Source organism: Dyella sp. 01N36 (assembly GCF_056399745.1).
Genome location: NZ_JBFTRY010000007.1, coordinates 14,598 through 39,314 on the forward strand (window position 1 = coordinate 14,598; position 24,717 = coordinate 39,314).

The following is a 24,717-nucleotide window of genomic DNA, read 5'->3' on the forward strand; positions in this document are numbered from 1 at the left end:
TGATTGTCAACTAGATCATTAGTAGATGCGCCATTCTGCCAATGCGGGTTGGCCCCGGATCCAGGGACAGCCAAACGAAGCGCGCCTATGGACACCACAAGCCGCGTTCGGCGGTCCAGACCTGGAGGTTGGTCAACGCACTCGACCCGGACCATCAGGCAGGCGTCTTGTCGCTGCAGGTAACTCTTGGAGGATCATCGGCGAATGGGCTAAGGAGTCAGTCCCGGAATTCCTGCGGCAGACCCGTTGCATCGAGGAACCTGCTTTGACACCTATCACTCGCTTTCTACGCAACCTTGCCATTTCGCCGCTACCGGTGCCTGCGTCGTGGTACGCGCTGCCGCTGCGACTCATCGTCGGATTTGGTTTCGTCGAGCACGGCTATGCCAAGTTGGCCCGTGGACCGGAGGCGTTTGTCGCGATTCTCCACGCGATGGGCATGCCTTTCGCCGAGGTGTTTGGCTGGGCGACGATTGCCATCGAGGTCGTTGGTGGCTTGCTTGTGCTCTGCGGCGCCTTCGTGCCTGTTGCCGCGCTGCCCATGGCCATTGTGTTATTGGTGGCCATCGTTACGGTTCATCTGCCCAATGGTTTCAGTTCGATCAAACTGATGTCCTACGATGCCGCTGGTGCGCATTTCGGTCAGCCTGGGTATGAAACGGATCTTCTCTACCTGGCGGCATTGATTGCGTTGTGCATCGGCGGCGCCGGCCCGTTCTCGGTCGACGGCTTTCTTCGCAAGCGGCGATCGTGCTGATCGACTTGCCGATGGTGGAGTTGCCGGCAGGACCTTGCCAGCGATTCGCAAGCGATTCGATCCGGTGGACAGCGACGAGTGGAGACTGTCATGACCGTTCCCAGCAAGAGTCCTGAAAGGCTGATGATCTTTTCCGATGGCGTGTTCGCCATCATCATCACCATCCTGGTGCTCGAATTGCATCCTCCGCATGAGGCGTCGTTTGCAGCGTTGGGAAAACTCTGGCCTTCAGGCGTGGCCTATGCGGTGAGCTATCTCTTTCTCGCGATCGTGTGGGTGAATCATCACCATGTGTGTCGATACGTCGCCGAGGCTTCGCGCTCGTTGATATGGACGAACTTTGCGCACTTGTTCAGCGTGTCCTTTGTGCCCTTTACCACCGCGTGGATCGCTGAGTCGGGGCTGGCTTCCGTTCCCGTATTGTTCTACGCCGTCGTCTTCGCCCTGATCAATGCCACCTATGTCTTGCTGTGCAAGGAGGCAATCGATCGGCAAGGCGCGCATAAAGTGACTGCCGCGGATCGACGGGTGATGAAGATCCGGTCACTGTCCACCTTGGCCACTTTTGTGGCGGCTGCCGTCATCGCTGCCTGGCATCCGCTGGTGGCAATGGCCCTGATCTGTTGCTGCCTGATCATCTACTTGCGGCCGGATGCCTCCAGTCGCACTTAGCGGCATTCTGTGCGTTCGCCGCAGACGGCTCGCCCGGGACTCGATCCGAAAGGCGCAAAGGCTGCTTGCGACGGGAAGGCATGGCAGACGCTCGGGCGAGCGGATTTCGCGTGCAACCGGGGCGCGATTTTTTACGGGCGTCGTCATCATCGGGTTGCCGCTATGCTACGTCTTCGCAAGCACGGTGCTGTATCGCCAGCACAGGCGCATGGATGAGCTGAGGGAAGAGGTCGCGCGGCTGTGCAAGAATGATGGTGATCGTTTGGTTGACTGAGTGACGTAGCTTGCGTTGGCTCGCCGATGTGCGCCGCCTGGCTCAGGGCCGCTGGAATGAGAGCGCTTTGTTCAAGGATAGGAGGTCCCGTGAGACACGTACTGATCGCCGGCGTCCTGGTTGTGACGAGCTTTTGCACTTGGGCGCAGACGACCTTGCCTGCCGTCAAGGTCACGGCGCCGCCGTATTCATCGGAGTCTGGCGGCTATCTGATCTCCGGCGATTTCAAGGTCGATCCGCGCATGCCGTCGGTGGTGTTTCCCGCACAGCCCCTGGTCAAGGACGACATCCTCAGCATCGAGCCCATCCACCTGCAGGACAACGAATACCTGGTACTGCAGGAGTGTGCATCGGCGGATTGCCACGAGGCCTCGCTGGTCCGTTATTGGAACTCCGACGACATCGGAGGGAACAATACGAGACATAACCGCTTGTGGATCACGCATGAGAACAAGTACTTCATCTGGCTGAAGCGTCTGCCGGAAGTATCTGGACAGAGCTGCGGGCAGGGCTGGTTCAAGTTCGATGCCACCACGACGAAATGCGGCAGCCATTTCAACCGCTTCCAGCAGATCAGTCCGCCGCTGATGCTGATTCCCACGGGCGAATTGGCGGCCTATCACAAAGATATTCTGGAAAAAGCCGTGCTCGCCGACCCCTTGCAAGTGGTGAAGCAGACGCATGAAGGTTCCACGTATGTGGTGACCTATGACGGCGGCAGTACTGTACGCGTGCGACGCATGCATGCTGCACAGATCAATTAGCACGTTGCAGTTGGAATCCCAGCGAGGGCAGGGGTAAGGTTTGCGCCCGACGCATCGGGGACATTGCCGGCGACCCGGGCGGCCGTCACACTCAATGGTGAATTGAACGATCGGAAAGGGGCTTCGCGTGCGGCCACAGGTGCTGATCGCAGTGATCGTTTTGGGGATAATGCTCCAGGGATGTGCCCGGTCGCCGACCGTGCTTGGCCAGAGTGAGCAACAGTCGCTGAAGTCGATGGCGCTGTTTGGCGACGATGGGAATCCTCGCTTCACGGCCTATGTGGCCTGCACCAGCGAAGATCAAAGCTGCGCCTTGGTCGACAAGGCTTTCTCGGCATGGGCCGAGCAGCGTCGCATTGTCATTCATCTCGTAGAAGATGATGACGCTGCGTTCAAGAGTGGCATTCTTTCGTCAGGCAAGGCATCAAAACCGCCGTATCGGCTGGCCTTGCAGATCAATCCACTGTTGGTCCCGAGCTTCTTTCAGTTTCGCGGCGGCATGCATGCCCAAGGGGGCTACAAGCCGCCACGAGTCGGCTATAGCGCCAGGATCTACGTCTTCGATGCGCAGACCGGAACGCTTCTGAAGGACATGCCGGTGCATCAAGAAGTCACGGCCAACCCCGATAGCACGGCAAACCGTTATATCCAGTCAGAAATGGGCGTTTTGATCAGCTCGGTTGACCCGTATTACCACATGAGCAGCAAGTGATTTGAGGGCGGTGGGCATGATCTATCTCTCCATGCTGCTGGTCTATCTGGGCCTCACTGCGATCATGTTTGTTGCCGTGCTCGCTGTTTGGTTCGCTGCCAGGCGCATGCCTGACTCTCGAAGGTCGCTCGTGCTTGTCGTCGTCGCGACCTTGCTGCTCACCCCGTCGTGGGGGCCGGCAACCATCGTCGTCGTTCCCGTCCCGTTCGGGATCGCGCTCCTCACGACACTGATGACGTGGTCTTGGAGTGAATTGGCCAGGTGGTTGGGCATGTTCCCGCTATGGCATGCGATTGCTTTTCCAGCCACCGCTTGCGTGTCTTACGTTGTGATTCGAAAGCAGCCATCGGGCAAGTCGGAGACGGGCGGCTCTGCAGCCGTCTAGCTTCGATGGATATTCAGGACAAACGGTCCACTTCCGATCCAGGAGTCCGACTGTCCAGAGGAGTAGGGAGGGCTATACCGGCGGCCGCGGGGTGATAACGATTGCACGAGTAGCGCCGGCGGCCTCAGTCGATACGCAGCGAGGCAGTCAGCAGTTTGAGGATCGAATCAACCTTGGGCAGCAATTGACGGCTGCGCGGCCACACGAGATTGAGCGGCAGGCCTTCCACTTCCAGCTGCGGAAGAATCTTCACCAACGTCCCTTGCTGCAATTCGTCCCTCACTAGCCAGGTCGCCAGCTGGGCAATGCCGCAGCCGGCTTTGACGGCGCTGACCACCGCCTCGCCGCTGCCGAGGGCCATCGTTGCTTGCACCGTCCATGGTTCCGGCGGGCCGGCCTCTTGTGCGATCAACCAAGGGCTGGTGCTGCCGTCGGCTCGGCCGTAGACGATGGCCGCGTGCCGGGTGAGTTCCGCAGGAGACTGTGGCGCGCCATGCTGTTTGAGATACGCAGGTGAGGCGCACAGGCTCAGGCGTTCGGCGCCCAGGTATCGATGTCCCACGGCTTCTGGCCAGATATTCGCGCCGCCGATACGCACGGCCACATCGATGCCTTCATCCACGATATCGACAAAGCGATCCGTGAATGACAGATGGGGACGAAGGTTGGGATGCTGCTCGAAGAACGGCAACAACACCGGCAACACCTTCATGCGACCAAAAGCAGCAGGCAGATCCAGGCGCAGATGACCGATGGGTTCCACACGTTGCGCAGCGAGTACCGATTCTGCTTCCGCGAGGTCCGCGAGCACGCGCGCGCAAGTCTGATAGTACGCGGCGCCCGCATCGGTGAGGGATAGTGTTCGAGTGGAACGTTCGAACAGGCGCACGCCCAGTCGCGCTTCCAGTCGCGCCACGCTTTTGCCAACCGCCGAATTGGTGAGATTCAAGCGCTCGGCCGCTGCGGTAAAGCTGCCGGCGTCGGCGGTGAAGACGAACGCCTCAAGCCCTTTCAGTCGTTCCGACGGAGTCATCTTGCGCTCTAATTATGGAAAATCAATCCAGAATATATGGAAATAATACCCTAATAGAGATTACGTATCCGCAATAAGCTAGTGAAACCCTGACTAGTCCTCGATACGTTCATGTCTTCTCTGCCAACAGCGACGCCGGGCGGCACGCCGTCCGGGCGTGGCGCTGGAGCGATCGCCATCCTGGCGGTGGCCGCCTTCGTCATCGTCACTACCGAGTTTGTGATCGTTGGCTTATTGCCTGCGTTGGCGCGCGAACTGCGCATCTCCATTTCTGCCGCCGGACAACTTGTTACGCTTTTTGCATTCACGGTGATGCTGTTCGGCCCGCTGTTGACCGGCTTGCTGTCGCATATCGAACGCAAGCGTCTATTCGTGATCATCCTGCTGATCTTTGCCGCGTCCAATGCGCTGGCTGCAATGGCGCCGAACATCTGGGTCCTGGCGTTGGCGCGATTCATGGCTGCGCTCTTGCTTCCGGTGTTTTGGGGCACGGCCAGCGAGACCGCCGGGCAACTTGCCGGATCCCAGCACGCCGGGCGCGCGGTATCGATGGTGTATCTGGGCATTTCCGCGGCGCTGTTGTTTGGCATCCCGCTGGGCACGCTTGCCGCGCACGCCTTTGGGTGGCGCACCGCCTTTGCGCTGTTGGCTGGCCTGTCGCTGTTGATGGCGATGTTGATCGCGGCCTTCATGCCGACGCTGGAACTTCCACGACGCATGCGGCTCGTCGAGCAGGCGCGCATTCTCAAGGACCCGCGTTTTGTCGCCCATGTCGGTCTGTCGGTGCTGATCTTCACGGCGATGTTCACCGCCTATACGTACCTGGCGGACACGCTGGAAACCTTGGTTGGCGTTGCGCCTGCGCGGGTTGGCTGGTGGCTGATGGGGTTTGGCGCGATCGGACTGATCGGAAACTGGCTCGGCGGCCGCGCGGTCGATCGCAGTCCACTGGGGGCCACGGCCCTTTTCGTGGTGATCCTTGGTGTCGGCATGGCGGCGAGCGTGTCGCTCGCACGCGCCGGTGGCTGGTTCGACATACCGTTCGTGCTTTGGGGCGTTGCCTACACAGCCCTGTTTCCGATCTGCCAGGTGCGCGTCATGCGAGTGGCCTCGCACTCCCAGGCGCTGGCGGGCACGCTCAATGTTTCAGCTGCCAACGCAGGCATCGGACTTGGCGCCATCATCGGAGGCTTGGTCATACCGCATAGGGGCCTGGGTGCGGTGGRCTATCTGGCGACGGCGATGGCGGGCTTGGCGTTGTTGACGATCCCGTTCATCGCTCGACTTGGAAAACCTCGAGCGCTTGAAGTTGGCGACACATCGCCTGGCGGAGCATTTCCGGCAACGACTGCCGAGTCCGCGGGAAATCACCAAAGGGGCTTTGCATCAAAGTAACTCGGAGAAGACATGAGCATTCCCGGCATCAAAAAAGTTGATCACGTCGGTTTTACCGTGCCCAACCTCGACGAAGCAGTGTCGTTCTTTCGCGATCATTTTGGTTTCGAAGTCGCCTATGAATTTGGCCCCTTCGCGTCCAGCGATGACTGGATGTCGGTGCACCTCAACGTTGCCAGCGACGCGGTCATCGACAGGATCGTGATGATGACCGCCGGCAATACGAATCTGGAGATCTTCGGTTATGCCCCGACCGAAACCCAGGAGAAAACCCCGCCGCGAAACTCGGATATCGGTGGCCACCACCTGGCGTTCTATGTCGATGACATGGATAGGGCGGTGGCATACCTGCACCGGATAGGCCTTACCGTCCTCGGCGAGCCCACGGTGATGACGCAAGGTCCATCGGCTGGCGAAACCTGGGTCTATTTCCTCAGCCCGTGGGGCATGCAGCTTGAGCTGGTCTCCTACCCGAATGGGAAGGCCTATCAGTGGGTGGGGGATGCATCGTCCAGGCACTGCAAGGCGTAGGCTCTGGTCAGACGCCGTCGTGCCTCTGCGCAGGCGTTATTTTCTGACTCTCCTGGACGCACCCTCGGTCAGTGCTTCGATCAGCAGCGAAGTCAGGGTCTCGACGATATGGCGCGTCTCAGGCGACTCCCCAAGTACTGACACTTCGACGGTCGGCAGAGCTGGCCAGTGCCGGGAGGGCGCCATGGTTTTCATGCCTTCCTGTACCAGGGACTTGCTCAGCACCGTTACGCCTAAACCTCCCAGCACCGCCGCCCGCACGCCACTGAAACTGCCGACGGTGCAGGCCGCCGTCCATTCGCGTCCCGCTGACTCCAGCGCTTCGATCATGGTCTCGCGATACACGCAAGGCGGTTTCATCATCACCAGCTGTGCGGGAGTCTTCGGATCCATCCGGAATCCCGGATAGGCGGCCCAGACCAGAGGCTCGCGCCAGATCACACGCCCGCGTCGCAAGGCCCCGCTCTTTGGCGTCCTGGCTATGACGAGATCCAGTTGCTGCGATTCGTGGGCTGCGAGCAAGTCCTGGCTGGAGCCTGTAGTCAGATCGAGTGCGACTTCGGGATAGCGGCGACGGAATCCAGCGAGCAGGTGAGGTAGTTGTGTCTGCAGCAGGTTTTCCGAAATGCCGAGCCTGAGTACCGATGCCTTCGGCGGCTGCGTAACCTCCTGCATGAATGCCTGGTAGTGATCGAGCAGGCGTCTGCCCGCGACGAGCACCCGTTCTCCATCCTTGGTCAGATGCAGCGATCGGCTTGTTCTTTCAAACAGGCGCATCTGCAGCGCGTCTTCAAGTCGAAGCAGCTTTTGACTGACTGCGGACTGGGTGCGGCCGATGACTTCCGCGGCCGCCGTAAAGCTGCCCTGATCGGCCACCACGATGAAGGCCTTCAGCAGATCAAGGTCGATGTCGGATGCATTCATAAATAAGAAATATTTCTAAATGAGAGAAATATTATTCGTTTTACTTCTTGACAGCAACAGCTGAAACTGCCTCCCTACCGCGCCGAGAGTTCTCAGTACGCAAGGCGCCAACACCTCAAACCTGGCGAATACGCAGGAGACTGATCCCATGGCCGAGAAGCATGCTGTTCAAATCGTCGAACGATTCTGGCGCGAAGTGTGGCAGGGCAAGAACCCAGAGGCGGCCGATCACATCGTGGCCGAAGACTTCGGGGTCACCTCGGGCGGCGTCTTGATTGAACCGCGTGTTGCCTTCAAGACATGGGTCGGGGCATTCCTGCGTTCCATCAACGACTTCAAGTTCGACATTGTCGAAATGTTTCCCAATGACGCAGGGGACCGGGTCGTTACACGCTGGATCGTTACCGGCCGCAACAACGGCTTCATGGGATTTGAGCCCTGCCATACGCCGATCCGCATGACGGGCACCTCGGTCATTCACGTGCGCGAAGACGGATTGCTTCAACACAACTGGGTGGAGCGCAATGCACTGGAAGTTCAGCGCAGCCTGGCTGCCGTGCGGCGGCAGGATCAGTGAGACGAACTGACCATGCTGTGCGAGGCGCGTTCGCGCTTTCGCATCGGCAGGCTATCCCGATGCGCAAGCTTCCCAAAAAATACTCCCACTATGTCTTTGGTGTGATCCAGTCGGGAATCACTTGCTCGATTGCGGCCGGCATAGCCTGCGCCCCCTTCGTATCCAGCGGGACTTTTCTATCCCATTGGGTCCACGCCTATCTCTATTCATGGGTCGTCATGTTGCCGCTCGTGGTGATGGCGGCTCCCGTCATCCGGAAGTTGGCGGGTGCGATCACCGAATGACAGGCGTCACCGGAGGGCAGCCCGGCGGGCGAGGGCGCTTACGATGGCAGCAGCCCGGCCGCCTGGTAGTTCTTGATCAAGGCATCAAAAAGCTTGATATCGGAGCGACCGCGCGCCATCAGCTGCGCGCCCGCTACGGCGGCGAAAATGGCGTTGGCGCGTTTCCTGGCGTCCTTGGTGCCCACGATGCCCGCCGCCACAAGCGTCTTGCCGAGCCACGCGACGTTGACGTCGGTGAAGGTCTCGACCTCTTTTTTTACCGCGTCGGGAAGATCGTCGAACTCGGCGGTCATGAAGCTGCATAAGCAAATGCGGTTGTCGTTCTCCAGCGACTTTCGGAAGGTTCCTGGAAATCGTCGCAAGCGGTCGGCAGGATCGGGAGTCTTGGTAGACAGCACTTCCAGTACCGCTGCCGCATCTTCCCAGTAGCGCCTGGCAACGGCGGCCGCAAGGTCGGCCTTGCTTGGGAAGTGGTGGTAGAGGCTGGCCGCCTTGATGCCAACTTCTTCTGCAAGCGCACGCAGGTTCAGGCCACCGTAGCCATGCGCCTGCGCAATCTTTGTCGCGACGTCCAGGATCTTGTCCCTGGAACTTGTGCCTGCCTGACTATCCACGAATCTATCCTCGATGACTTGAGCTGCGCAGGTAGCACGCCAGCTCGGTAATGGTGTTCACCTGCAGGCCGCCGGCCGGTTGATCGCACGAGCGGGGGCGGAATTCGGCCCCGCTTTTCACGATGCATTCTCTCAACAGCCAGGGCCGGGGCCAAACCCCGCGCACCGAAAAGTGGTTGACGGGCGGATAGTATGATGCTTATCCTCCAACCTAACAAGCGTTAGGTAGTCAGGCTCTCTGACCTTGTTATCCCCCTGTCAAACACGTTGAGACTCCCCCTATGAGCAACGAACTTATCTACCAGGATGCAACCAGGCTCGCCGAGCTGATCCGCACCATGGAAGTTTCACCCGTCGAGGTCGTGCAGGCGCATATCGACCGCATCGACCAGACCAATCCCAAGATCAATGCCATCGTCGCCATGGCGGACGAGGCGCTGAAAGCGGCGAAGGAGGCTGAGGCTGCCGTTCTGGCGGGTGACAAACTTGGCCCGCTGCACGGCGTTCCCTTCACCGCGAAGGACTCCTTCGACACGGCGGGCGTGCTCACCCAATTGGGCTCGCCGATCTTCAAGGGGCGTATTCCCGATAGCGACGCCACCGCCATCGCGCGAATGAAGAAGGCGGGCGGCATTCTTCTGGCCAAGACCAATCTCCCGGAGTTCTCCTACTGGATCGAGAGTGACAATTTGCTTTCGGGCCGCACGCTCAATCCATGGAATCCTGATCGCACGCCGGGTGGATCAAGCGGTGGTGAGTCGGCGGCCATCGCGGCGGGCATGTCGCCCATCGGCTTGGCGACGGACGTGGCTATTTCGGTGCGCGGCCCGGCGGCCCTGACCGGCGTCATTGGTCTCAAGGCAACCCATGGTCGAATCCCGATGACCGGCGTCTGGCCGCGCGTGCCGCGTCGTTTCTGGCACGCCGGCCCGATGGCTCGTTCGGTTCGCGATATTGCACTCGCTTATGAGCTCCTGGCCGGTCCGGACGGCGCTGATGGGTTCTCCACCAGCCCGACCAGCCTGGATGCCGGTGTAGGAGCCATGCCCAATCGCCGAGTCCGCGTCGGCTGGCTAGTCGAACCGGGTTTTGGCGCCATCGACGATGATGTTGCGGCGACGGTCAAGGCCGCGGCGGAAGCGCTGAAGAGTGCGGGAGTGATCGTCGAAGAGGTGCGCATCCCGGTGCTGGAGAAGATCAATGCGCTCGAACTGCTGTGGAAGCTTCAGGCGATGGAGACCAAGCCTGCCTTCAGGAAGGCGACGGCCGGGCACGAAGCGCTGATCTACAAGCATGTCCAGGGCGTCTTTGACACGCCTGACACCTCGATCGAAGACTTTGTGATCGCCGAACAACAGATCGAGACGATGCGTGACGGCTTCGCTCAGTACTTCGCTCGCTATGATGCGTTGCTCTGCCCGGTGACGCCGGTGCCGGCGCATGCGCATGACGCAGCGGAGTTCGTCATCAACGGCCAGGCGGTTTCTTCCTTGCACGTGATGGATGCGACCGCACCCTTGAGCGTTACCGGTTTGCCGGGCATGTCGATGCGCTTTGGCACCAGCAAGGATGGCCTGCCGATCGGTGTGCAGCTGGTGGCGCCGTGGTTTGCGGAATCCACGATTCTGCACCTGGGCGCGCTGCTGGAAGTCCTCAGTCCGGTCCGCGACCTGCACCCCAGCCTGGCCAACATGGGCATCGCGTCGTAATACCGCACTGGCGCCGTCAACGGCATTGGATTGGGCCGAGTCAGCGATGGCTTGGCCCGGGCATCACGAAGTTCAAAAACGGTAGACGCCGGGGCAGGTTCACTTCTCAAATCGAAGGCTGGAGATAGCGATGAACCTGCCCCCATTTCTCGCAACCACCATGGGGAGGCAGATGCCTACGCTGACGCAATCCATGCGCTTGTGGCGCTCTCCTGGTGGCCGTTGAAGGATTAATTCTCGAGTGTGTTGCCAGAGTCGTGGATCGGATGCTTTGCGAACCGCATTTGGAATTTCGGGCATACCAATGCACGTCACGCCATGCGATGTAAATCGCAACGCGACATCCGTCGTTGTTGGATGCGAATGAGCTGCCGCCGCGACGTCCTGGGGACGCAGAGGGAAAGAATGGCTTGGCGGCCTTGGACAAAAGGTAACGTATATGTTACTTTCAATGAGCAGGGAAAGGACGCCTTGTGAAGCAGGTGAAGGAATTCATCGATAACCATGGACGGAACCGTTACCGCGAGTTTTTCGATGCGTTGGCAGCTGTTCCGGCCGCAAAAGTCGCGGCAGTGATTGCCCGATTGGCGGCCGGGCATACGGCAGGTTTGAAAGGTCTTGGCTGTGGAGTGGCCGAGTGGCGTCTGGATTGGGGGCCCGGCATCCGGATATATGTCCATCAGGATGGCGAGCAGCTCATCGTGCTGTTGGCCGGTAGTGACAAAAGCGACCAGCAAAAGTCGATCGCGATTGCCCGCTTGCTGGTGGCCCAATACAAAGCCGAGAAGAGGGTGGCAGGAAAGAAAGCTGCCACCGCAACGAAATCAAAGAAAGCCGTACCCATCATGTGATTCATGCTCGGAGTCGCTACGCCATGGCACTGACTGTCGACTATCGCGAGACCATCGCGAACCGTATTCAAAACGACGCAGCTTTTGCCCGCGCCCTATTGGACGAGGCGACTTCCATGCTTCTCAACGGAGAGACCGAGGCCGCGCGCTTGCTCATGCGTGACCTTACACATGGCCTGATCGGTTTCGAGGGCTTGGCCAAGGCCACGGGCACGCCATCGAAGAGCTTGCATCGAATGTTGTCCGCCAACGGCAACCCCGGCATGGATGCGCTCGGCGCGATTTTTCGGCAGCTCACGCGCGCAGTGCTCGATGCCCCGCTCGTGTCTGCCCACGTGGCTCCGGCAGGGGCGGCATAGCCGGGTTTCGCAGGTCAGTAGCAACGGCTGCGAAAATGGGTGTGGCCTCATCGCGTCTTGACATGCCGCACCACACGGCAGTTGTAAGCTCAATGCCATGTGCTACTCAGCGCAAATCGAAGCCGACTACGACAAGTTCGTTCGGGAGTTCGGCGCCGTCATCAGCCTGAAGCGCTTCGTCGAGCTGTTCTGGGAGAAGCGCAAGGACGGCGGCTGGAACAAGATCCCCAAGGCCATGCGCGAGCCGTTCCGAAAGCCGCGGGGCGAGGAGGGGTTTGAGCTGGCCAGGATTGTCGCCGAGGGCGATCGGGAGTGGGTCGAGAAGCTGCAGGCGGAGCTGACGCTGCAGACGGAGCGGCTGCTCAATGCCGAGGCCATCCTGGCTGGGCCCAAACCCACCAAGAAGGCTGCCGAAGATCAGCGCATCGCCACCAACAAGATCAAGGCGGCGCGCCGCAATCTGGAGGATCTTGAGCGCAAGGAGCTGCTCGACAAGGACTCGCTCATCTATCCCGGCAGCTATGCCCCGGTGATGGTCGAGCGCGATGGTCAGCGCATTGTCGTTCCCATGCGCTACCAGTGCCGTCTGCCAGGCTGGAACGATGCGATCGAGCGTCGATTTCCAGGTACCTACAATGCGCGCCGCGACAAACTCGAGGAGTCGTGGAGCAAGCTGTTCGGCTATCGCCACGGCATCATGATCGTGACCCGCTTTTATGAAAGCGTGGCACGGCACAAGATGGAGGGCAGGGAGCTGGCGCCCGGCGAGACGGAAGAGAGCGTCAAGCTAGAGTTCGATCCGCAGCCCGCACAGGAAATGCTCGTGGCGTGCCTTTGGAATATCTCGCCAGGCGCGGATCACGGCGTCGACTTGTTCTCGTTCGCCGCGGTCACCGACGAACCGCCGCCTGAAGTGGCCGCCGCCGGTCACGACCGCTGCATCATTCCCATCAAGCCCGAGCACATCGATGCCTGGCTCAATCCCGATCCGAATAATCTCGCGGCGCTGTACGCGATCCTGGACGATCGGGCGCGGCCGTATTACGCGCACAAGATCGCGGCGTAGAGCTCGCGCAGAGAGGGGCTGGTGTGCCTCCCGAGCCAGATCAGCAGGCTCAACAGCCTCCGCTTGCGCAGCAGTGGGGCGCTTTCGGAGGTGCACTGTCCTGAAGAGCAGTCGATGCGGCGACAACTTCCACGACCTTTGCCGCGGCGGACAAGGCACGTGCTTCGGCGGCGCCTTTGCGTTCGCTGTAGCGGTCAACCAGGTAATCGCTACGGTCACGCACCATCAGAGTGAACTTGAAGAGCTCTTCCATCACGTCAACTACGCGGTCGTAATACGGTGACGGTTTCATCCGGCCGCTTTCGTCAAACTCCTGCCAGGCTTTGGCAACCGACGATTGATTGGGGATGGTCACCATGCGCATCCAACGGCCGAGCACGCGCAGCGCGTTGACGACGTTGAACGACTGCGAGCCACCGCAAACCTGCATGACGGCCAGCGTGCGGCCTTGGGTGGGGCGGACACTGCCTTCTTCCAGCGGCAGCCAGTCGATCTGGTTCTTGAAGACGCCAGTCACCGCACCGTGGCGCTCGGGGCTTACCCACACTTGGCCTTCCGACCACAGGGAAAGCTCGCGCAGCTCCTGCACTTTGGGATGGCTCGCCGGCACGCTGTCCAGGACGGGCAGGTCGTGAGGATCAAATACGCGGGTCTCGGCGCCGAACTGTTGAAGAATCCGCCCGGCTTCAAGGGCCAGTTTTCGGCTGAACGACTGCGGACGCAATGAGCCGTAGAGGATGAGGATCCGTGGCGGATGATCGGAGCCTGCGGGCAGGGCGAGCTTTTCCAGGCTGGGCTTGTCGAGCGCGTCGGCCGTGATGTGGGGCAGGTCGTGCAGCGTCATGGCGGGTTTTCGAACCGGTTGCGTCGATGTAACGATTCTATCATTATGGAAATATAGAATTACAACCGTCACTGCCACCCCGGGTAACAGGCACCATGCATCCTTGTCGCGTTCTCTTTATCTGTACCGGCAATTCGGCCCGCAGCATCTTGTCCGAAGCAACGCTCAATCACCTGGGTACAGGGCGGTTCGAGGCGTATAGCGCTGGCAGCAAGCCGACGGGTCAGGTCAATCCCTATGCGCTGGAGGAGCTGGCGACGGCGGGCATTCCTATCGAGGGGCTGAGCAGCAAGTCGTGGGACCGATTCGTCGGCGAAGACGCGCCGCCGCTGGATATCGTGATCACCGTCTGTGATAGCGCAGCGAACGAGCCGTGCCCGGTGTTGTTTGGCGACTTCGTGCGTTCGCACTGGGGGCTGCCCGATCCGGCGGCGGTCAAGGGCAGTCCCGTGGCCATCAATGAAGCCTTCCGCAAGGCACATATGCTGATCACTTATCGCCTCATGGCGCTGTTGAGCCTGCCTGTCGAAACGATGAGTCAGGAAGACCTCAAGTGGGCGCTCGATGGTATCGGTGCGCTGACCGGTGAAGACGACAGCGAGGATGTCGCATGACCGAGGCGACCACTGCCATGGATGTCGCGCCGCAGGCGGAGGTGGCCCGCATCGGTTTCTTCGAGCGTTATCTGACCTTGTGGGTGGCGCTGTGCATCGTGGCAGGCACCTTGCTCGGTCATGTGTTGCCCGGTACGTTCGAAGCGCTGGGCCGCATGGAAGTGGCCAAGGTCAACCTGCCGGTGGCGGGGCTGATCTGGCTGATGATCATCCCCATGCTGCTGAAGATCGACTTCAGCGCGATGGCGGGTGTGCGACGTCAGTGGAAAGGCATTGGCGTGACGCTCTTCATCAACTGGGCGGTCAAGCCTTTCTCGATGGCCTTGCTGGGCTGGATTTTCATTCGGCACGTGTTCGCCGCGTGGCTGCCTGCGGATCAGCTTGATTCCTATGTGGCGGGCCTGATCTTGCTTGCCGCGGCGCCGTGCACGGCGATGGTCTTCGTATGGAGCAACCTGTGCGGTGGCGAGCCCAATTTCACCTTGAGCCAGGTCGCGGTGAACGACGCCATCATGGTGTTTGCGTTTGCGCCGATCGTGGGACTGCTGCTCGGCATCTCGGCGATTACGGTGCCGTGGCATACGCTGATGCTATCGGTGATGCTCTATATCGTTGTGCCGGTGCTGATCAGCGTCCTCCTGCGTCGCGCTGTACTGGCGCATGGCGGGCAGGACGCGCTTGAGCGATTGCTGGCCAGGCTGGGGCCGATCTCGCTGGGCGCGTTGCTGTTGACCTTGGTGTTGCTTTTTGGCTTCCAGGGGCAACAGATTCTCGCCCAGCCGCTGATCATCGCGATGCTTGCGGCGCCGATTCTGATCCAGGTGTATTTCAACTCTGGCCTCGCGTACCTGCTTAATCGGAAGCTCGGTGTGCCGCACTGTGTTGCGGCGCCGTCGGCGCTGATCGGGGCAAGCAACTTCTTTGAGCTTGCCGTGGCCACGGCAGTGGGCCTGTTTGGCGTGCACTCCGGTGCCGCATTGGCCACCGTGGTGGGCGTCCTGATTGAAGTGCCGGTGATGCTCTCCGTGGTTCGGATCGTGACCGTGAGCAAGCGCTGGTACGAAGCTGACGCGGCCTGAGTACTCAACGACACTGCCATTGCTCTTACACTTGGAAGGTTCCTGACCGAGCTTCCGGCACGCCATGCAGACCAAACAAGCCATCACCGTGCTGTCCGCACTCGCCCAAGAGTCGCGGTTGGCCGTGTATCGCCTGCTCGTGGAGCACGCACCCGATGGCCTGGCAGCCAGTGCGATCGCCGAGCGGCTGGGGCTGGCCAACGCCACGCTCTCGTTCCACTTGAAGGAGCTCGTCCATGCAGGGCTGATCACGAGCCGGCAGGATGGGCGGTTCATCTACTACTCGCCGGTTCTTGACGTCATGAACGACCTGGTGGGCTATCTCACCGAGAATTGCTGTAGCGCGACGGGACAGTCCTGCGCGCGCCCGCCCGCGGTCAAATCCACCGGCACCCAAGCGCGCACCAGAAAGCGCACGGCATAAGGCCTCGATCGCTTGTGTCGAGATCCCTGGATCGGCCCGATCACATCCATAGCGTTCGCAGCGCAGAGGCCACGACGCACCAGGCGACGACTCCCAGCGGAGACCATCGAGCCGCAACCAGCAGCGCAAAAGCGATCAAGGCGATGGCAAAGTCTTCTGCATCGCGCACCGCACTCACCCACACCGGGTTGTACAGCGCAGCGGCCAACAGGCCCACCACGGCAGCGTTAACGCCGGCGAGCATGCGCGCCGCTTGATCGCGCGCAGCAAGTGCCCGCCAAAAAGGCAGGCTGCCCGAGACCATCAATAGTCCGGGGAGGAAGATGGCCAGCAAACTGACCACGGCTCCGAGCGTGCCGCCGTAGCCGCCTTGCATCCGTTCGCCCAGGAATGCAGACAGAGTGAACATCGGCCCGGGCACGGCTTGCGCGGCACCGTATCCGGCCAGGAAGGTATCGTTGGTGACCCATCCCGGATCCACGACGGCCTGCTTCAACAGCGGCAGCACGACATGCCCGCCGCCAAACACCAGGGCGCCGGTTCGATAGAACGCTCCCGCAACCTGGCCAAGCGGCGGCAAGCCGGGTGCGATGGTCAACGCGGCGAGCAGCAAGACGGCATAGGCGCAAAGCAGTGTCGTGCCGAGGCGGTGGCCGTAATGCAACGAGAACGTCTCTCCCTGTCGTGCCGTCACGTTGCGGCACAGCCATGGTCCCAGCGCTGCACCGCCGGCAACCACCAGCAACTGCATCGCCGAACTGGCACTGACGGCAATCAAGGCGGCAGCGAGCGCGGCCATCAAAGCGCGGGGACGGTCCGGCGTGAGGGTTCGCGCCATGCCGAGCACGCCTTGCGCAACGACCGCTACGGCCACCAGCTTGAGACCGTGAATCACGCCCTGGCTCAATGCGGCGAACGCGAACAGCAACAGTGCCGATGGCAAGGTGAAGGCGATGAAGGCGGCGATCGCGCCCAGCCAGCCGGCGCGCAACAAGCCCAGGGAGAACCCCAGCTGACTGCTCGCCGGCCCCGGCAGAAATTGGCACAACGCCAAGAGCTGGCCAAAATGTTCTTCATCCAGCCAGCGTCGCCGCTCGACAAATTCCCTGCGAAAGTAACCCAGGTGCGCGATCGGTCCGCCAAATGAGGTCAGGCCGAGCTTGAGGAAGGCGGCGCCCACTTCCCGTGCAGTGCCCTGGGCGGCGGCGTTCAAGTTTTCTTGCGGGACGGGAGACGATGTCGGCTTCATGGGCAATCGCACAGCGCCGCGATGCCATGGTTCCCAAGAAGCTGCCTGTGGCATTGGAGACATGAAAGCCGACACGGGTCGGCAACCACGTCGACCTCCATGGTCTGGCAGCCGCCCGGCAGTGGCGCGTTGTTGATCATGCTGCTGTTCTTTGCGATCCAGACAGGCCGCGCAGAATCGTGCATGTCTCGCGGGTGTCCTTGTGGCATGTATCGATCATGCGATGCAGCTCCTTGGCGAGCGCCGCCAGCTCCTGCTGTTTGGCTTGGACTTGAGCAAGGTGGTTGCGGGCGAGGGCGTCGACTTCCTGGCACGACAAGGTGGACTCAGAGGCCAGTGTCAGCAGACTCTTGATTTCATCCAGATGAAAGCCCAGCGCCCGGCTGCGCACGATGAATTGGAGTCGCTCGACATCCGTCTCACCGTATTGGCGATAGCCGGCGATCGAACGATCGGGCTTCGGCAGCAGGCCAATGCGCTCGTAGTACCGCACCGTCTCAAGGTGACAACCCGTTCGTTTGGCCAGGTCGCTGATGCGCATGGCTTGACTCCGTAGCAGCTACGGACTTTAGCCTAGGCCATTGTTCCAGGGAGCACTAGACCATGGCCTGCTGTGACTGCGAATCCACCGGAAAAGCGCTTGCCCGATCGGCAGCGCAGCGTCGGATCCTGTGGCTCGTTCTGGCCATCAATGTGGCGATCTTTGTGGGCGAGTTCGGTGCGGGCTTCTTGGCGGACTCAACCGCCCTGCAGGGCGATTCGCTGGACAGCCTGGGCGATGCCCTGGTCTATGGGCTGAGTCTGATCGTACTGGGGCGCTCGCTGCGTGCCCGCGCCGGGGCCGCTCTCGTCAAGGGAGGCGTCCAGCTCGCTTTCGCTGCTGCCGTGCTTGCCCAGGTCGTGCACAAACTGATCGCCGGCGCCACGCCTTTGCCAGCCGTTATGGCCATCGCTGCAGGTGTGGCGCTTGTGGCCAACGCGACCTGCCTCTTGCTGCTGACGCGGTTCCGCAGCGACGACATCAATATGCGCTCGGTCTGGCTGTGCTCGCGCAATGACGTGATCGGCAACACCGGTGTTTTGTTGACGACAGCCGTGATCGCCTGGACGGGCTGGGCGTGGCTTGACCTGGTCTTTGGCGCACTGCTGGCGTTGCTCTTTGTGCGGACCGGGATGGACGTGCTGACCTCGGCATGGCCGCAGTTCCGCTCGGGCCCGGTTTCATCCGGGTCATGACCATGGATTCAAAACGGACACTTATCCTGCAAAGCACGGTGACCTGTCCGTGGTGCGGGCATCGTTCGCAGGAGACGATGCCCACCGACTATTGCTGGTTTTTCTACGACTGCCCAGGTTGTGGCGAGGTCGTGCGCCCCAAAGCTGGCGACTGTTGCGTCTTCTGTTCCTACGGCACGGCGCCTTGTCCGCCGAAGCAGCAGGAAGACTCCTGCTGCCATGGAGCCGATGCCGTGCGTTCGGCGCCGTCGGGTCAGGGCTGAACAGGCTTGATCGCCGTTACCGTGCTGTCCATACCTGCCGGATGCAGTGAGAACTGCACTTTGTCGCCGACCTTGATGGCCTTCAGGAGATCCGGCGAGGCCACTTTGAACGCCATCGTCATCGCTGGCCAGCCGGCGGAGGCGATCGCCTGATGCTGCAATGTGACGGTGTTCCTGGCCGTGTCGATCGCCTTGACCACACCGGTTCCGTGCGCATCGGTAGCGTGGGCATCGTGCTGCATGCCGGGCATGTTCGGGTCCATTGCTTGCGCTAGGGCGAAGCCGGGCGCTGCAGCCAGTGCGCCCAGGATGGCGAAGGCGGGAAGGTGTTTTTTCATCGAGTGGTTCCTTGGTCGGGAGCGAGTGCGACGGTCGCCTGGCCGGTCTTGCGCAGTCGATGCAGGACCAGAAGGCGAAACGCGGCCGGGATGACAAGCATGGATAGCAGCGGTGCGGTGAGCATGCCGCCCACCATGGGGGCAGCGATGCGCTGCATGACTTCGGAGCCGGCGCCATGGCCGAGCAGTATGGGGAAAAGACCGGCAAGGATGACGGCGACGGTCATCGCTTTCGGCCGCACGCGCTGCACGGCTCCTTCGCGAATCGCGTTGTCGAGTTCGGCCGGTCCGGCATGCGGATCGAGCGCGAGGTGCTGCTCCCAGGCGTGACGCAGATACAGCAGCATCACCACGCCAAACTCGGCGGCAACACCGGCCAGAGCGATAAAGCCGATCATGGTCGCCACCGACACGGCGTGCCCGAGTAGCAGGACCAGCCACAGCCCGCCGACGAGGGCCAGCGGCACGCTCATCATGATCATCAGAGCTTCGCTGGCTCGGTGAAATACGGCATAGATCAGTCCGAAGATGATCAGCAGCGCGATGGGCACCACAAGCTTCAGTCGCTCCGTCGCGCTGGCCAGATACTCGAACTGTCCCGACCATGCCACCGTGATGCCTGGCGGCAAGGTCACTTGCTGTGCCGCGACCCGCTGCAGGTTGGCAACGACGGCGCCAAGGTCCCGATCCGTGGTATCGACGTAGACGTACGTGGCCAGCTGGCCGTTCTCGCTCTTGAGCATCGGGGGCCCCATGTCCAAGTTGATGTCGGCGACTTGACTGAGGATCAGTTGCGCGCCGCTGGCAGTGGCGATCGGCAACTGCCGCAATGCTGCGACCGAATCACGCGCGATGCGTGGATAGCGGACCACGATCGGATAGCGCTCCCGCCCCTGGATGGTCTGCCCGATGGGATCTCCGCCCACCAGTGTTGCGATCAGCTGCTGTACCTGCTGCTGGGTTAGTCCGTAGCGGGCCGCATCATCGGGACGAATGTGCACGTTGACATAGCGGCCACCCTCGGCGCGCTCGCCAATGGCTGAGCTGACCCCGGGCGCTTTCTTGGCCACGGCTTCGATCTGGTCGGCCACGGTTTGCAATACGGCTGGATCGGCTCCAAGCACTTTGATGCCGATTGGACTCTTGATGCCGGTGGCCAGCATGTCGATACGGTTGCGGATTGGCGGTACAAACAAATTCGTCAAACCTGGTACGCGCACGGCCTTGTCCAGCTCGATCTTGAGCTTGTCCATGGTCATGCCTGGCCGCCAAGCGTTCTTCGGCTTGAACGTGATGGTGGTTTCGAACATCTCCAGTGGTGCGGGATCGGTGGCGGTCTCGGCGCGTCCGGCCTTGCCAAACACGTGATCCACCTCGGGCACGGTCTTGATCATGCGATCCGTGAGCTGCAGCAGCTGCGCCGCCTTGCCGGCAGACAGGCTCGGCAGTGCAGTGGGCATATACAGCAGCGTGCCTTCGTCCATCGGAGGCATGAATTCGCTGCCCAGCTGGTTGATGGGAATCGCGGCGCTGAGTAGCAGGATGGCGGCCGCCACCAGTGTCGACTTCGGATATCGCAGCACGGCTTCCAGGATGGGGCGATAAAGTGCGATGAGGCCTCGATTGAGCGGATTGTCGCGCTCGGCGCGGATGCGGCCGCGCACGAGGTATCCCGTCAACACGGGCACCAGGGTAACGGCGAGGCCGGCGGCCGCCGCCATGGCGTAGGTCTTGGTGAACGCAAGCGGCTTGAACAGCTTGCCTTCCTGGCCTTGCAGTGCAAACACCGGTACGAACGACAGCGCGATGATCAGGAGGCTCACGAACAGCGCGGGCCCCACTTCGACAGCCGACTCCGCCACTAGTGACCAGCGTGCAGCGCCTTGCGGTTCCCGCCCATCGTGAGCATCACGCCAATGCTCCAGATGCTTGTGGGTGTTTTCAATCATTACCACGGCTGCGTCGACCATCGCACCGATGGCAATGGCGATACCTCCGAGTGACATCAGGTTGGCCGACACACCTTGCAAATGCATCACCATAAACGCAACCAGCACACCGAGCGGCAGCGTGATCACCGCCACCAGGGCGGAGCGCAAATGACCCAGGAACAACGCGCAGACCAGGGCGACGACCAGGAACTCCTCGAGCAACTTGCCCCAGAGGTTATCGACGGCCGCATCGATCAGCTCGGAGCGATCATAGGTCGGCACAAGTTCCACGCCGGCCGGTAGACTGCGTTTAAGTTCGGCAAGCTTGACTTTGACGGCGGCGATCGCGGTCTTCGCATTCTTTCCCGTGCGCAATACAACAACGCCGCCGGCGACTTCACCCTGGCCGTCCAGTTCAGTGATGCCACGTCGAAAGCCGGGTCCGCGCTGCACTTTTGCGACATCGCGCAGCAGTACCGGCACACCACCGGAGTTGGTGGCAATGGGCACACGCTCGAAGTCCTCACGGTTGCGCAGGTAACCTTCGCTGCGCACCATGAATTCAGCTTCGCCTTGCTCGATGACGGAACCACCGTTCGCGCCGTTGGCAGCGCGAATGGCTTCGACCAACTGCGTGATCGTGAGGTTGCGCGCGGCCAGCGCTTGCGGATCGGGCACGACTTGCCATGCTTGCTCCATGCCACCGAGGCTTGCCACTTCGGCCACATCGGGAACGGTCTTGAGCTGATAGCGCACAAACCAATCCTGCAATGCGCGTAGCTGGCCAATATCGTGCTGTCCCGTGCGGTCAATCAGTGCGTACTCGTAGATCCAGCCCAGCCCGGTGGCATCCGGGCCCAGCGAGGGGCTGACGCCAGCGGGCAAGCGATCGCGTACCTGGCTCAAGTACTCCAGCACGCGCGAGCGTGCCCAGTAGAGATCCGTGCTGTCATCGAACAACACGTAGACGTATGAGTCGCCGAAGAACGAGTAGCCGCGGACCGTCTTGGCGCCAGGCACCGATAGCATGGTCGTGGCCAGCGGATAGGTGACCTGATCCTCCACCACCTGGGGCGACTGGCCTGGCCAGTTCGTGCGGAGGATCACCTGGGTGTCAGACAGATCGGGCAGGGCATCGATCGGCGTATGCATGGCAGCGAACGCGCCGGCCACCGCCAGCACCAGGGCAGCCAGCAACACCAGGGCGCGATGCGCGATCGCGGTGCGGATGAGCGTCGCGATCATGGACGATCTCCTGACATCGGCATGCCCGGCATCGACGCGCTGCTCGCAGGAGCAGGATTCGCGCCAGGATCGTTCAAGCGATCGAGCGCCCCCGACAGGCTGGCTTCCGAGTCGATCAGGAACTGGCCGGACACCACCACCTTCTCGCCGCCAGCGAGGCCGTCCAGGACTTCGGTGTAGCCGCCCGCCGAGCGTCCGGTGCGAATCGCGACGGCGCGGAAGCGACCGCGGTCGTTGGCGACGATCACCCGCGTGTGATCACCCGTGGCGATCAATGCATCGTCCGGCACCACTGGAAAGGCTTCCCCTGGCCATGGGTCGAACTGCACGCTGGCGAACATGCCGGGACTCAACGCGCCATCCGGATTGGCAAGCACGATGCGTGCACGTTGCGTGCGGGTAGCCATGTCGATATCGGGCAGCAGCGTTTCCACATGGCCGTGGAACACTTGGCCTGGCAGGGCGTCGACGTGAACGTCGACCGGTGTATCCGCGCGCATCATCCCGGCAACCGCCTGCGGCAACGCCGCTTCGACCCACACCGTGGATAGCCCGTTGATCGTCATCAGGGTCTGCCCGGCGTTGACGCGTTGCCCCTCGCGCACATCGAGCGTACTGATCACGCCTGCTTGCGGCGCATGCAGGGTGATCTGGCCGCTGCTCCCGAGGGCGCCGCTGTCTGCTGGTGACAAGCCCAGTGCCTGCAGCCGCTGTTGCGAGGCGCCGCGCAAGGCTCTGGCCTCTGCCGATTGCACATGTTGCAAGGCCTGCGATTCGGCCACGGCGCTGCTCCACTGCGGGGCGAGCAAGCTGGCTAGCGGCGCACCGGCAGCCACGTTCGCATACGGAGCGCGTACGTACAGCTTGCTGATGACTCCGTCCACGCGAGCACTGACGACGGTCGCCTGGCGCAGATCCCAGCTGATGGTTCCGGGCACTTGAATCGTCGCAGGGAGCGCACGACGCTCCACGGTCGCCGTGCGCATGCCCAGGTTCTGCACTGTCGCCGAATCAATGCGGATGGTGTTCGTGTCCATTCCCGCATCGGCATATTTGGGCACCATTTGCATACCCATCGACGACAACCCCGGTTTGTCGGAATGCTGCCCGGGCGTCATCGGGTCGTACCAATACAGGACCGTGGTACGGGCCACCGGTGTAGCGGATCCTGTGGCTGCGGAAGATTCCGCCGGAGCATTGCCGCGGCGGCCTGTCCAGTAGGCGATGATCGCAGTAACGAGCAGTGCCGCGAGAATGAATGAGATCAGGACAGCACGTTTCATGGGGTGTCCCCCTCGGGAAGAAGGTAGGTCAAGGCTGCCCAGGCACGGCCGTAGTCGGTCAGCATGCGAGCAAAGTCGGTGTGGTGAGAGATTTCGTCGCGGCGCGCATCCAGCAAGGGTTGGATATCGCCGCCACCGCGATAGGCCGCCAGGGCCAGCGCCGCGCGATCGTTGGCTTGTGGCAGTAGCTGGCTGAGATGTCGACGCACTTGCCGGCCCAGCGCATCCCATTGCGCCCAGGCTGCCTGCACAGCCTCGGCCTGTTGCCGCCGCGCGTCATCGCGCTCGGCTCGAACTGCATCGAGGTCTGCAGCACGCCCGCTGATGCCGCGGTCTTGCCGATTGCGCGTGAACAAGGGCAGGCTCACCCCGACCTGGAGCGACACCATGTCGGACAGGCCGCGCACACGCGAGCCATAGTTGAATCCCACGCTCCACTCGGGATGCTTCTCGGCCTTGGCAGCCTCCAGGGCGGCTTCGGCGGCGTGTTCGCGAGCAGGCCAGCCGAGGAGGTTGCCTTGATGGTCCAGGTTGGACAGCAAGGAGGATTCGTCGTGTGGGAGCACGGTGAAGTCGGGTGCGTCGGCCAGTGGTTCGTTGACCGGCGTGCCCAGCCATCGCGCCAATGCCGCTCGAGCCTGGGCTTCGCGCGAGTTGGCGTCGTCGATGCGGTTTTCCAGATCGAGCGCTTCATTGCGCATGGCCAGTACATCGGCAGCAGAGCCGTTGCCTCCGCGCAATCGCGCTTGGGCCACCACGACATCGATCGCCCACTCACGCCGCATGGCTTGCAACATCTGGAGTTCACGGTGAGCCCCCCATGCGCCGATCCAGGCGCCGGCGACTTGTTGCTCGATGGCGAGCCGGGTCATCGCCGAGGTGGACGCGGCTTGTTCGACATTCGCTTGCGCGACGTCGCGCTGCGCCTGGCGCTTGGCCCGAGACGGCAGCGCCTGGGAAAGCCCGACGGTGCGCATGGTCATGGTGTCGCCGCCGGCCGTGAAGGCCCCCGGGCCTTGGATGGCCAGGTTGTCGATGCCCACGGTCAGCTGGGGGTCGGGGAGGGCGCCGGCGCGCCCAGCTTCTTCGCGCGCGGCGTCCTGCTGGGCAAGACGTGCCTGAAGAAGCGGCGCCTGCGCCATGGCGCGCCGGGTTGCTGCGTCCAACGTCAGGGTCGAGGCGGTATCGTCCGCCCGGGCTGAAGATGCCAACAGACCTGTGGCGACCGATAAAAGGCACAGCCAAAAGCGCGCCGTGCAGGCACGCGTCAGAATTCGATGCGAAAACATTGCTAGCTCCGATCA

General features: G+C 61.7%; 28 protein-coding genes. 18 read left to right on the forward strand and 10 right to left on the reverse strand.

From position 1 onward, the window contains the following. The first annotated feature begins 25 nt into the window (after positions 1–25). From AC1DMG_RS03045 to AC1DMG_RS03065, 5 genes are all read left to right on the forward strand, one after another. Entirely contained in the window at positions 26–757 is a 732-nt protein-coding gene (locus AC1DMG_RS03045; RefSeq protein WP_477178579.1) for a DoxX family protein, read from the forward strand. A 90-nt stretch (positions 758–847) separates the two neighbouring features. Beyond that, complete coding sequence (locus tag AC1DMG_RS03050) at positions 848–1,429, forward strand: TMEM175 family protein (protein ID WP_477178580.1); 582 nt, start codon at positions 848–850, stop codon at positions 1,427–1,429. A gap of 363 nt (positions 1,430–1,792) precedes the next feature. Continuing rightward, positions 1,793–2,467, forward strand: coding sequence for a hypothetical protein (locus AC1DMG_RS03055; RefSeq protein ID WP_477178581.1), 675 nt, complete (start codon positions 1,793–1,795; stop codon positions 2,465–2,467). Positions 2,468–2,594: 127 nt separating this feature from the next. Beyond that, positions 2,595–3,179: a hypothetical protein gene (locus AC1DMG_RS03060; RefSeq protein ID WP_477178582.1), complete on the forward strand. Its 585-nt coding sequence runs from the start codon at positions 2,595–2,597 to the stop codon at positions 3,177–3,179. Between the two features lie 16 nt (positions 3,180–3,195). After that, positions 3,196–3,564: a hypothetical protein gene (locus AC1DMG_RS03065; RefSeq protein ID WP_477178583.1), complete on the forward strand. Its 369-nt coding sequence runs from the start codon at positions 3,196–3,198 to the stop codon at positions 3,562–3,564. A gap of 124 nt (positions 3,565–3,688) precedes the next feature. Here AC1DMG_RS03065 and AC1DMG_RS03070 read toward each other — a convergent pair whose 3' ends face one another. Further along, complete coding sequence (locus AC1DMG_RS03070; protein WP_477178584.1) at positions 3,689–4,597, reverse strand: LysR family transcriptional regulator; 909 nt, start codon at positions 4,595–4,597, stop codon at positions 3,689–3,691. Between the two features lie 111 nt (positions 4,598–4,708). Between AC1DMG_RS03070 and AC1DMG_RS03075 the strand changes: the two genes are divergently transcribed. Together AC1DMG_RS03075 and AC1DMG_RS03080 are read left to right on the forward strand one after the other, a co-directional pair. Continuing rightward, positions 4,709–5,992 (forward strand): MFS transporter, encoded by a 1,284-nt coding sequence (locus AC1DMG_RS03075; protein ID WP_477180169.1) that lies wholly within the window; start codon positions 4,709–4,711, stop codon positions 5,990–5,992. A gap of 12 nt (positions 5,993–6,004) precedes the next feature. Further along, positions 6,005–6,523, forward strand: a complete 519-nt coding sequence (locus AC1DMG_RS03080) for a VOC family protein (protein WP_441603966.1) — start codon at positions 6,005–6,007, stop codon at positions 6,521–6,523. A 36-nt stretch (positions 6,524–6,559) separates the two neighbouring features. On the opposite strand, the gene AC1DMG_RS03085 is transcribed toward AC1DMG_RS03080, so the two are convergent. Next, on the reverse strand, positions 6,560–7,447 hold the full coding sequence (locus tag AC1DMG_RS03085; RefSeq protein ID WP_441603965.1) for a LysR family transcriptional regulator: 888 nt from the start codon (positions 7,445–7,447) through the stop codon (positions 6,560–6,562). Positions 7,448–7,595: 148 nt separating this feature from the next. On the opposite strand from AC1DMG_RS03085, the gene AC1DMG_RS03090 reads away from it, so the two are divergent. Together AC1DMG_RS03090 and AC1DMG_RS03095 are read left to right on the forward strand one after the other, a co-directional pair. Further along, positions 7,596–8,024 (forward strand): ester cyclase, encoded by a 429-nt coding sequence (locus AC1DMG_RS03090; RefSeq protein WP_477178586.1) that lies wholly within the window; start codon positions 7,596–7,598, stop codon positions 8,022–8,024. Positions 8,025–8,083: 59 nt separating this feature from the next. After that, the gene (locus tag AC1DMG_RS03095) at positions 8,084–8,308 is read left to right on the forward strand and encodes a DUF2798 domain-containing protein (RefSeq protein ID WP_477177153.1); all 225 of its coding nucleotides are present in this window, start codon (positions 8,084–8,086) and stop codon (positions 8,306–8,308) included. 38 nt (positions 8,309–8,346) lie between these two features. Here AC1DMG_RS03095 and AC1DMG_RS03100 read toward each other — a convergent pair whose 3' ends face one another. After that, entirely contained in the window at positions 8,347–8,922 is a 576-nt protein-coding gene (locus AC1DMG_RS03100; protein WP_441603962.1) for a TetR/AcrR family transcriptional regulator, read from the reverse strand. Positions 8,923–9,203: 281 nt separating this feature from the next. Between AC1DMG_RS03100 and AC1DMG_RS03105 the strand changes: the two genes are divergently transcribed. The 4 genes from AC1DMG_RS03105 to AC1DMG_RS03120 all read left to right on the forward strand — a co-directional run bounded on the left by AC1DMG_RS03105 (position 9,204) and on the right by AC1DMG_RS03120 (position 12,907). Continuing rightward, positions 9,204–10,631 (forward strand): amidase, encoded by a 1,428-nt coding sequence (locus AC1DMG_RS03105; RefSeq protein ID WP_477178587.1) that lies wholly within the window; start codon positions 9,204–9,206, stop codon positions 10,629–10,631. Positions 10,632–11,104: 473 nt separating this feature from the next. Continuing rightward, positions 11,105–11,482: a type II toxin-antitoxin system RelE/ParE family toxin gene (locus tag AC1DMG_RS03110; protein ID WP_477178588.1), complete on the forward strand. Its 378-nt coding sequence runs from the start codon at positions 11,105–11,107 to the stop codon at positions 11,480–11,482. Positions 11,483–11,505: 23 nt separating this feature from the next. Then, the gene (locus AC1DMG_RS03115) at positions 11,506–11,841 is read left to right on the forward strand and encodes a helix-turn-helix domain-containing transcriptional regulator (protein WP_441603959.1); all 336 of its coding nucleotides are present in this window, start codon (positions 11,506–11,508) and stop codon (positions 11,839–11,841) included. A gap of 97 nt (positions 11,842–11,938) precedes the next feature. Beyond that, positions 11,939–12,907 (forward strand): SOS response-associated peptidase family protein, encoded by a 969-nt coding sequence (locus AC1DMG_RS03120; protein WP_477178589.1) that lies wholly within the window; start codon positions 11,939–11,941, stop codon positions 12,905–12,907. A gap of 49 nt (positions 12,908–12,956) precedes the next feature. On the opposite strand, the gene arsH is transcribed toward AC1DMG_RS03120, so the two are convergent. Next, positions 12,957–13,751 carry an arsenical resistance protein ArsH gene (gene arsH / locus AC1DMG_RS03125; RefSeq protein ID WP_477178590.1) on the reverse strand — a complete coding sequence of 265 codons (795 nt, stop codon included), beginning with the start codon at positions 13,749–13,751 and terminating at the stop codon, positions 12,957–12,959. A gap of 95 nt (positions 13,752–13,846) precedes the next feature. On the opposite strand from arsH, the gene AC1DMG_RS03130 reads away from it, so the two are divergent. The 3 genes from AC1DMG_RS03130 to AC1DMG_RS03140 all read left to right on the forward strand — a co-directional run bounded on the left by AC1DMG_RS03130 (position 13,847) and on the right by AC1DMG_RS03140 (position 15,868). Continuing rightward, the gene (locus AC1DMG_RS03130; RefSeq protein WP_477178591.1) at positions 13,847–14,365 is read left to right on the forward strand and encodes an arsenate reductase ArsC; all 519 of its coding nucleotides are present in this window, start codon (positions 13,847–13,849) and stop codon (positions 14,363–14,365) included. Continuing rightward, positions 14,362–15,444, forward strand: a complete 1,083-nt coding sequence (gene arsB / locus AC1DMG_RS03135) for an ACR3 family arsenite efflux transporter (protein ID WP_477178592.1) — start codon at positions 14,362–14,364, stop codon at positions 15,442–15,444. Before AC1DMG_RS03130 ends, arsB begins: the two co-directional genes overlap by 4 nt. A gap of 64 nt (positions 15,445–15,508) precedes the next feature. Next, a complete protein-coding gene (locus tag AC1DMG_RS03140; protein WP_441603954.1) occupies positions 15,509–15,868 on the forward strand; it encodes an ArsR/SmtB family transcription factor in 360 nt (119 codons plus the stop codon). A gap of 40 nt (positions 15,869–15,908) precedes the next feature. On the opposite strand, the gene chrA is transcribed toward AC1DMG_RS03140, so the two are convergent. Together chrA and AC1DMG_RS03150 are read right to left on the reverse strand one after the other, a co-directional pair. After that, positions 15,909–17,081: a chromate efflux transporter gene (gene chrA / locus AC1DMG_RS03145; protein WP_477180170.1), complete on the reverse strand. Its 1,173-nt coding sequence runs from the start codon at positions 17,079–17,081 to the stop codon at positions 15,909–15,911. Positions 17,082–17,253: 172 nt separating this feature from the next. Continuing rightward, positions 17,254–17,658, reverse strand: a complete 405-nt coding sequence (locus AC1DMG_RS03150; protein ID WP_441603952.1) for a MerR family transcriptional regulator — start codon at positions 17,656–17,658, stop codon at positions 17,254–17,256. Between the two features lie 62 nt (positions 17,659–17,720). Here AC1DMG_RS03150 and AC1DMG_RS03155 point away from each other — a divergent pair, with 62 nt between their 5' ends. After that, a complete protein-coding gene (locus AC1DMG_RS03155; RefSeq protein WP_477178595.1) occupies positions 17,721–18,353 on the forward strand; it encodes a cation efflux transmembrane domain-containing protein in 633 nt (210 codons plus the stop codon). Positions 18,354–18,355: 2 nt separating this feature from the next. Continuing rightward, complete coding sequence (locus AC1DMG_RS03160) at positions 18,356–18,616, forward strand: GDCCVxC domain-containing (seleno)protein (protein ID WP_477178631.1); 261 nt, start codon at positions 18,356–18,358, stop codon at positions 18,614–18,616. Here AC1DMG_RS03160 and AC1DMG_RS03165 read toward each other — a convergent pair. Genes AC1DMG_RS03165 through AC1DMG_RS03180 form a run of 4 tightly spaced genes read right to left on the reverse strand, consistent with a single transcriptional unit; the run spans position 18,607 to position 24,555 of the window. After that, positions 18,607–18,954: a copper-binding protein gene (locus AC1DMG_RS03165; protein ID WP_477178596.1), complete on the reverse strand. Its 348-nt coding sequence runs from the start codon at positions 18,952–18,954 to the stop codon at positions 18,607–18,609. The genes AC1DMG_RS03160 and AC1DMG_RS03165 overlap by 10 nt on opposite strands. Beyond that, positions 18,951–22,130 carry an efflux RND transporter permease subunit gene (locus AC1DMG_RS03170; protein WP_477178597.1) on the reverse strand — a complete coding sequence of 1,060 codons (3,180 nt, stop codon included), beginning with the start codon at positions 22,128–22,130 and terminating at the stop codon, positions 18,951–18,953. Before AC1DMG_RS03170 ends, AC1DMG_RS03165 begins: the two co-directional genes overlap by 4 nt. Continuing rightward, positions 22,127–23,413, reverse strand: coding sequence for an efflux RND transporter periplasmic adaptor subunit (locus tag AC1DMG_RS03175; protein ID WP_477178598.1), 1,287 nt, complete (start codon positions 23,411–23,413; stop codon positions 22,127–22,129). The genes AC1DMG_RS03170 and AC1DMG_RS03175 overlap by 4 nt, the downstream gene beginning before the upstream one ends. Beyond that, positions 23,410–24,555, reverse strand: coding sequence for a TolC family protein (locus tag AC1DMG_RS03180; RefSeq protein WP_477178599.1), 1,146 nt, complete (start codon positions 24,553–24,555; stop codon positions 23,410–23,412). The genes AC1DMG_RS03175 and AC1DMG_RS03180 overlap by 4 nt, the downstream gene beginning before the upstream one ends. Between the last annotated feature and the right edge of the window lie 162 nt (positions 24,556–24,717).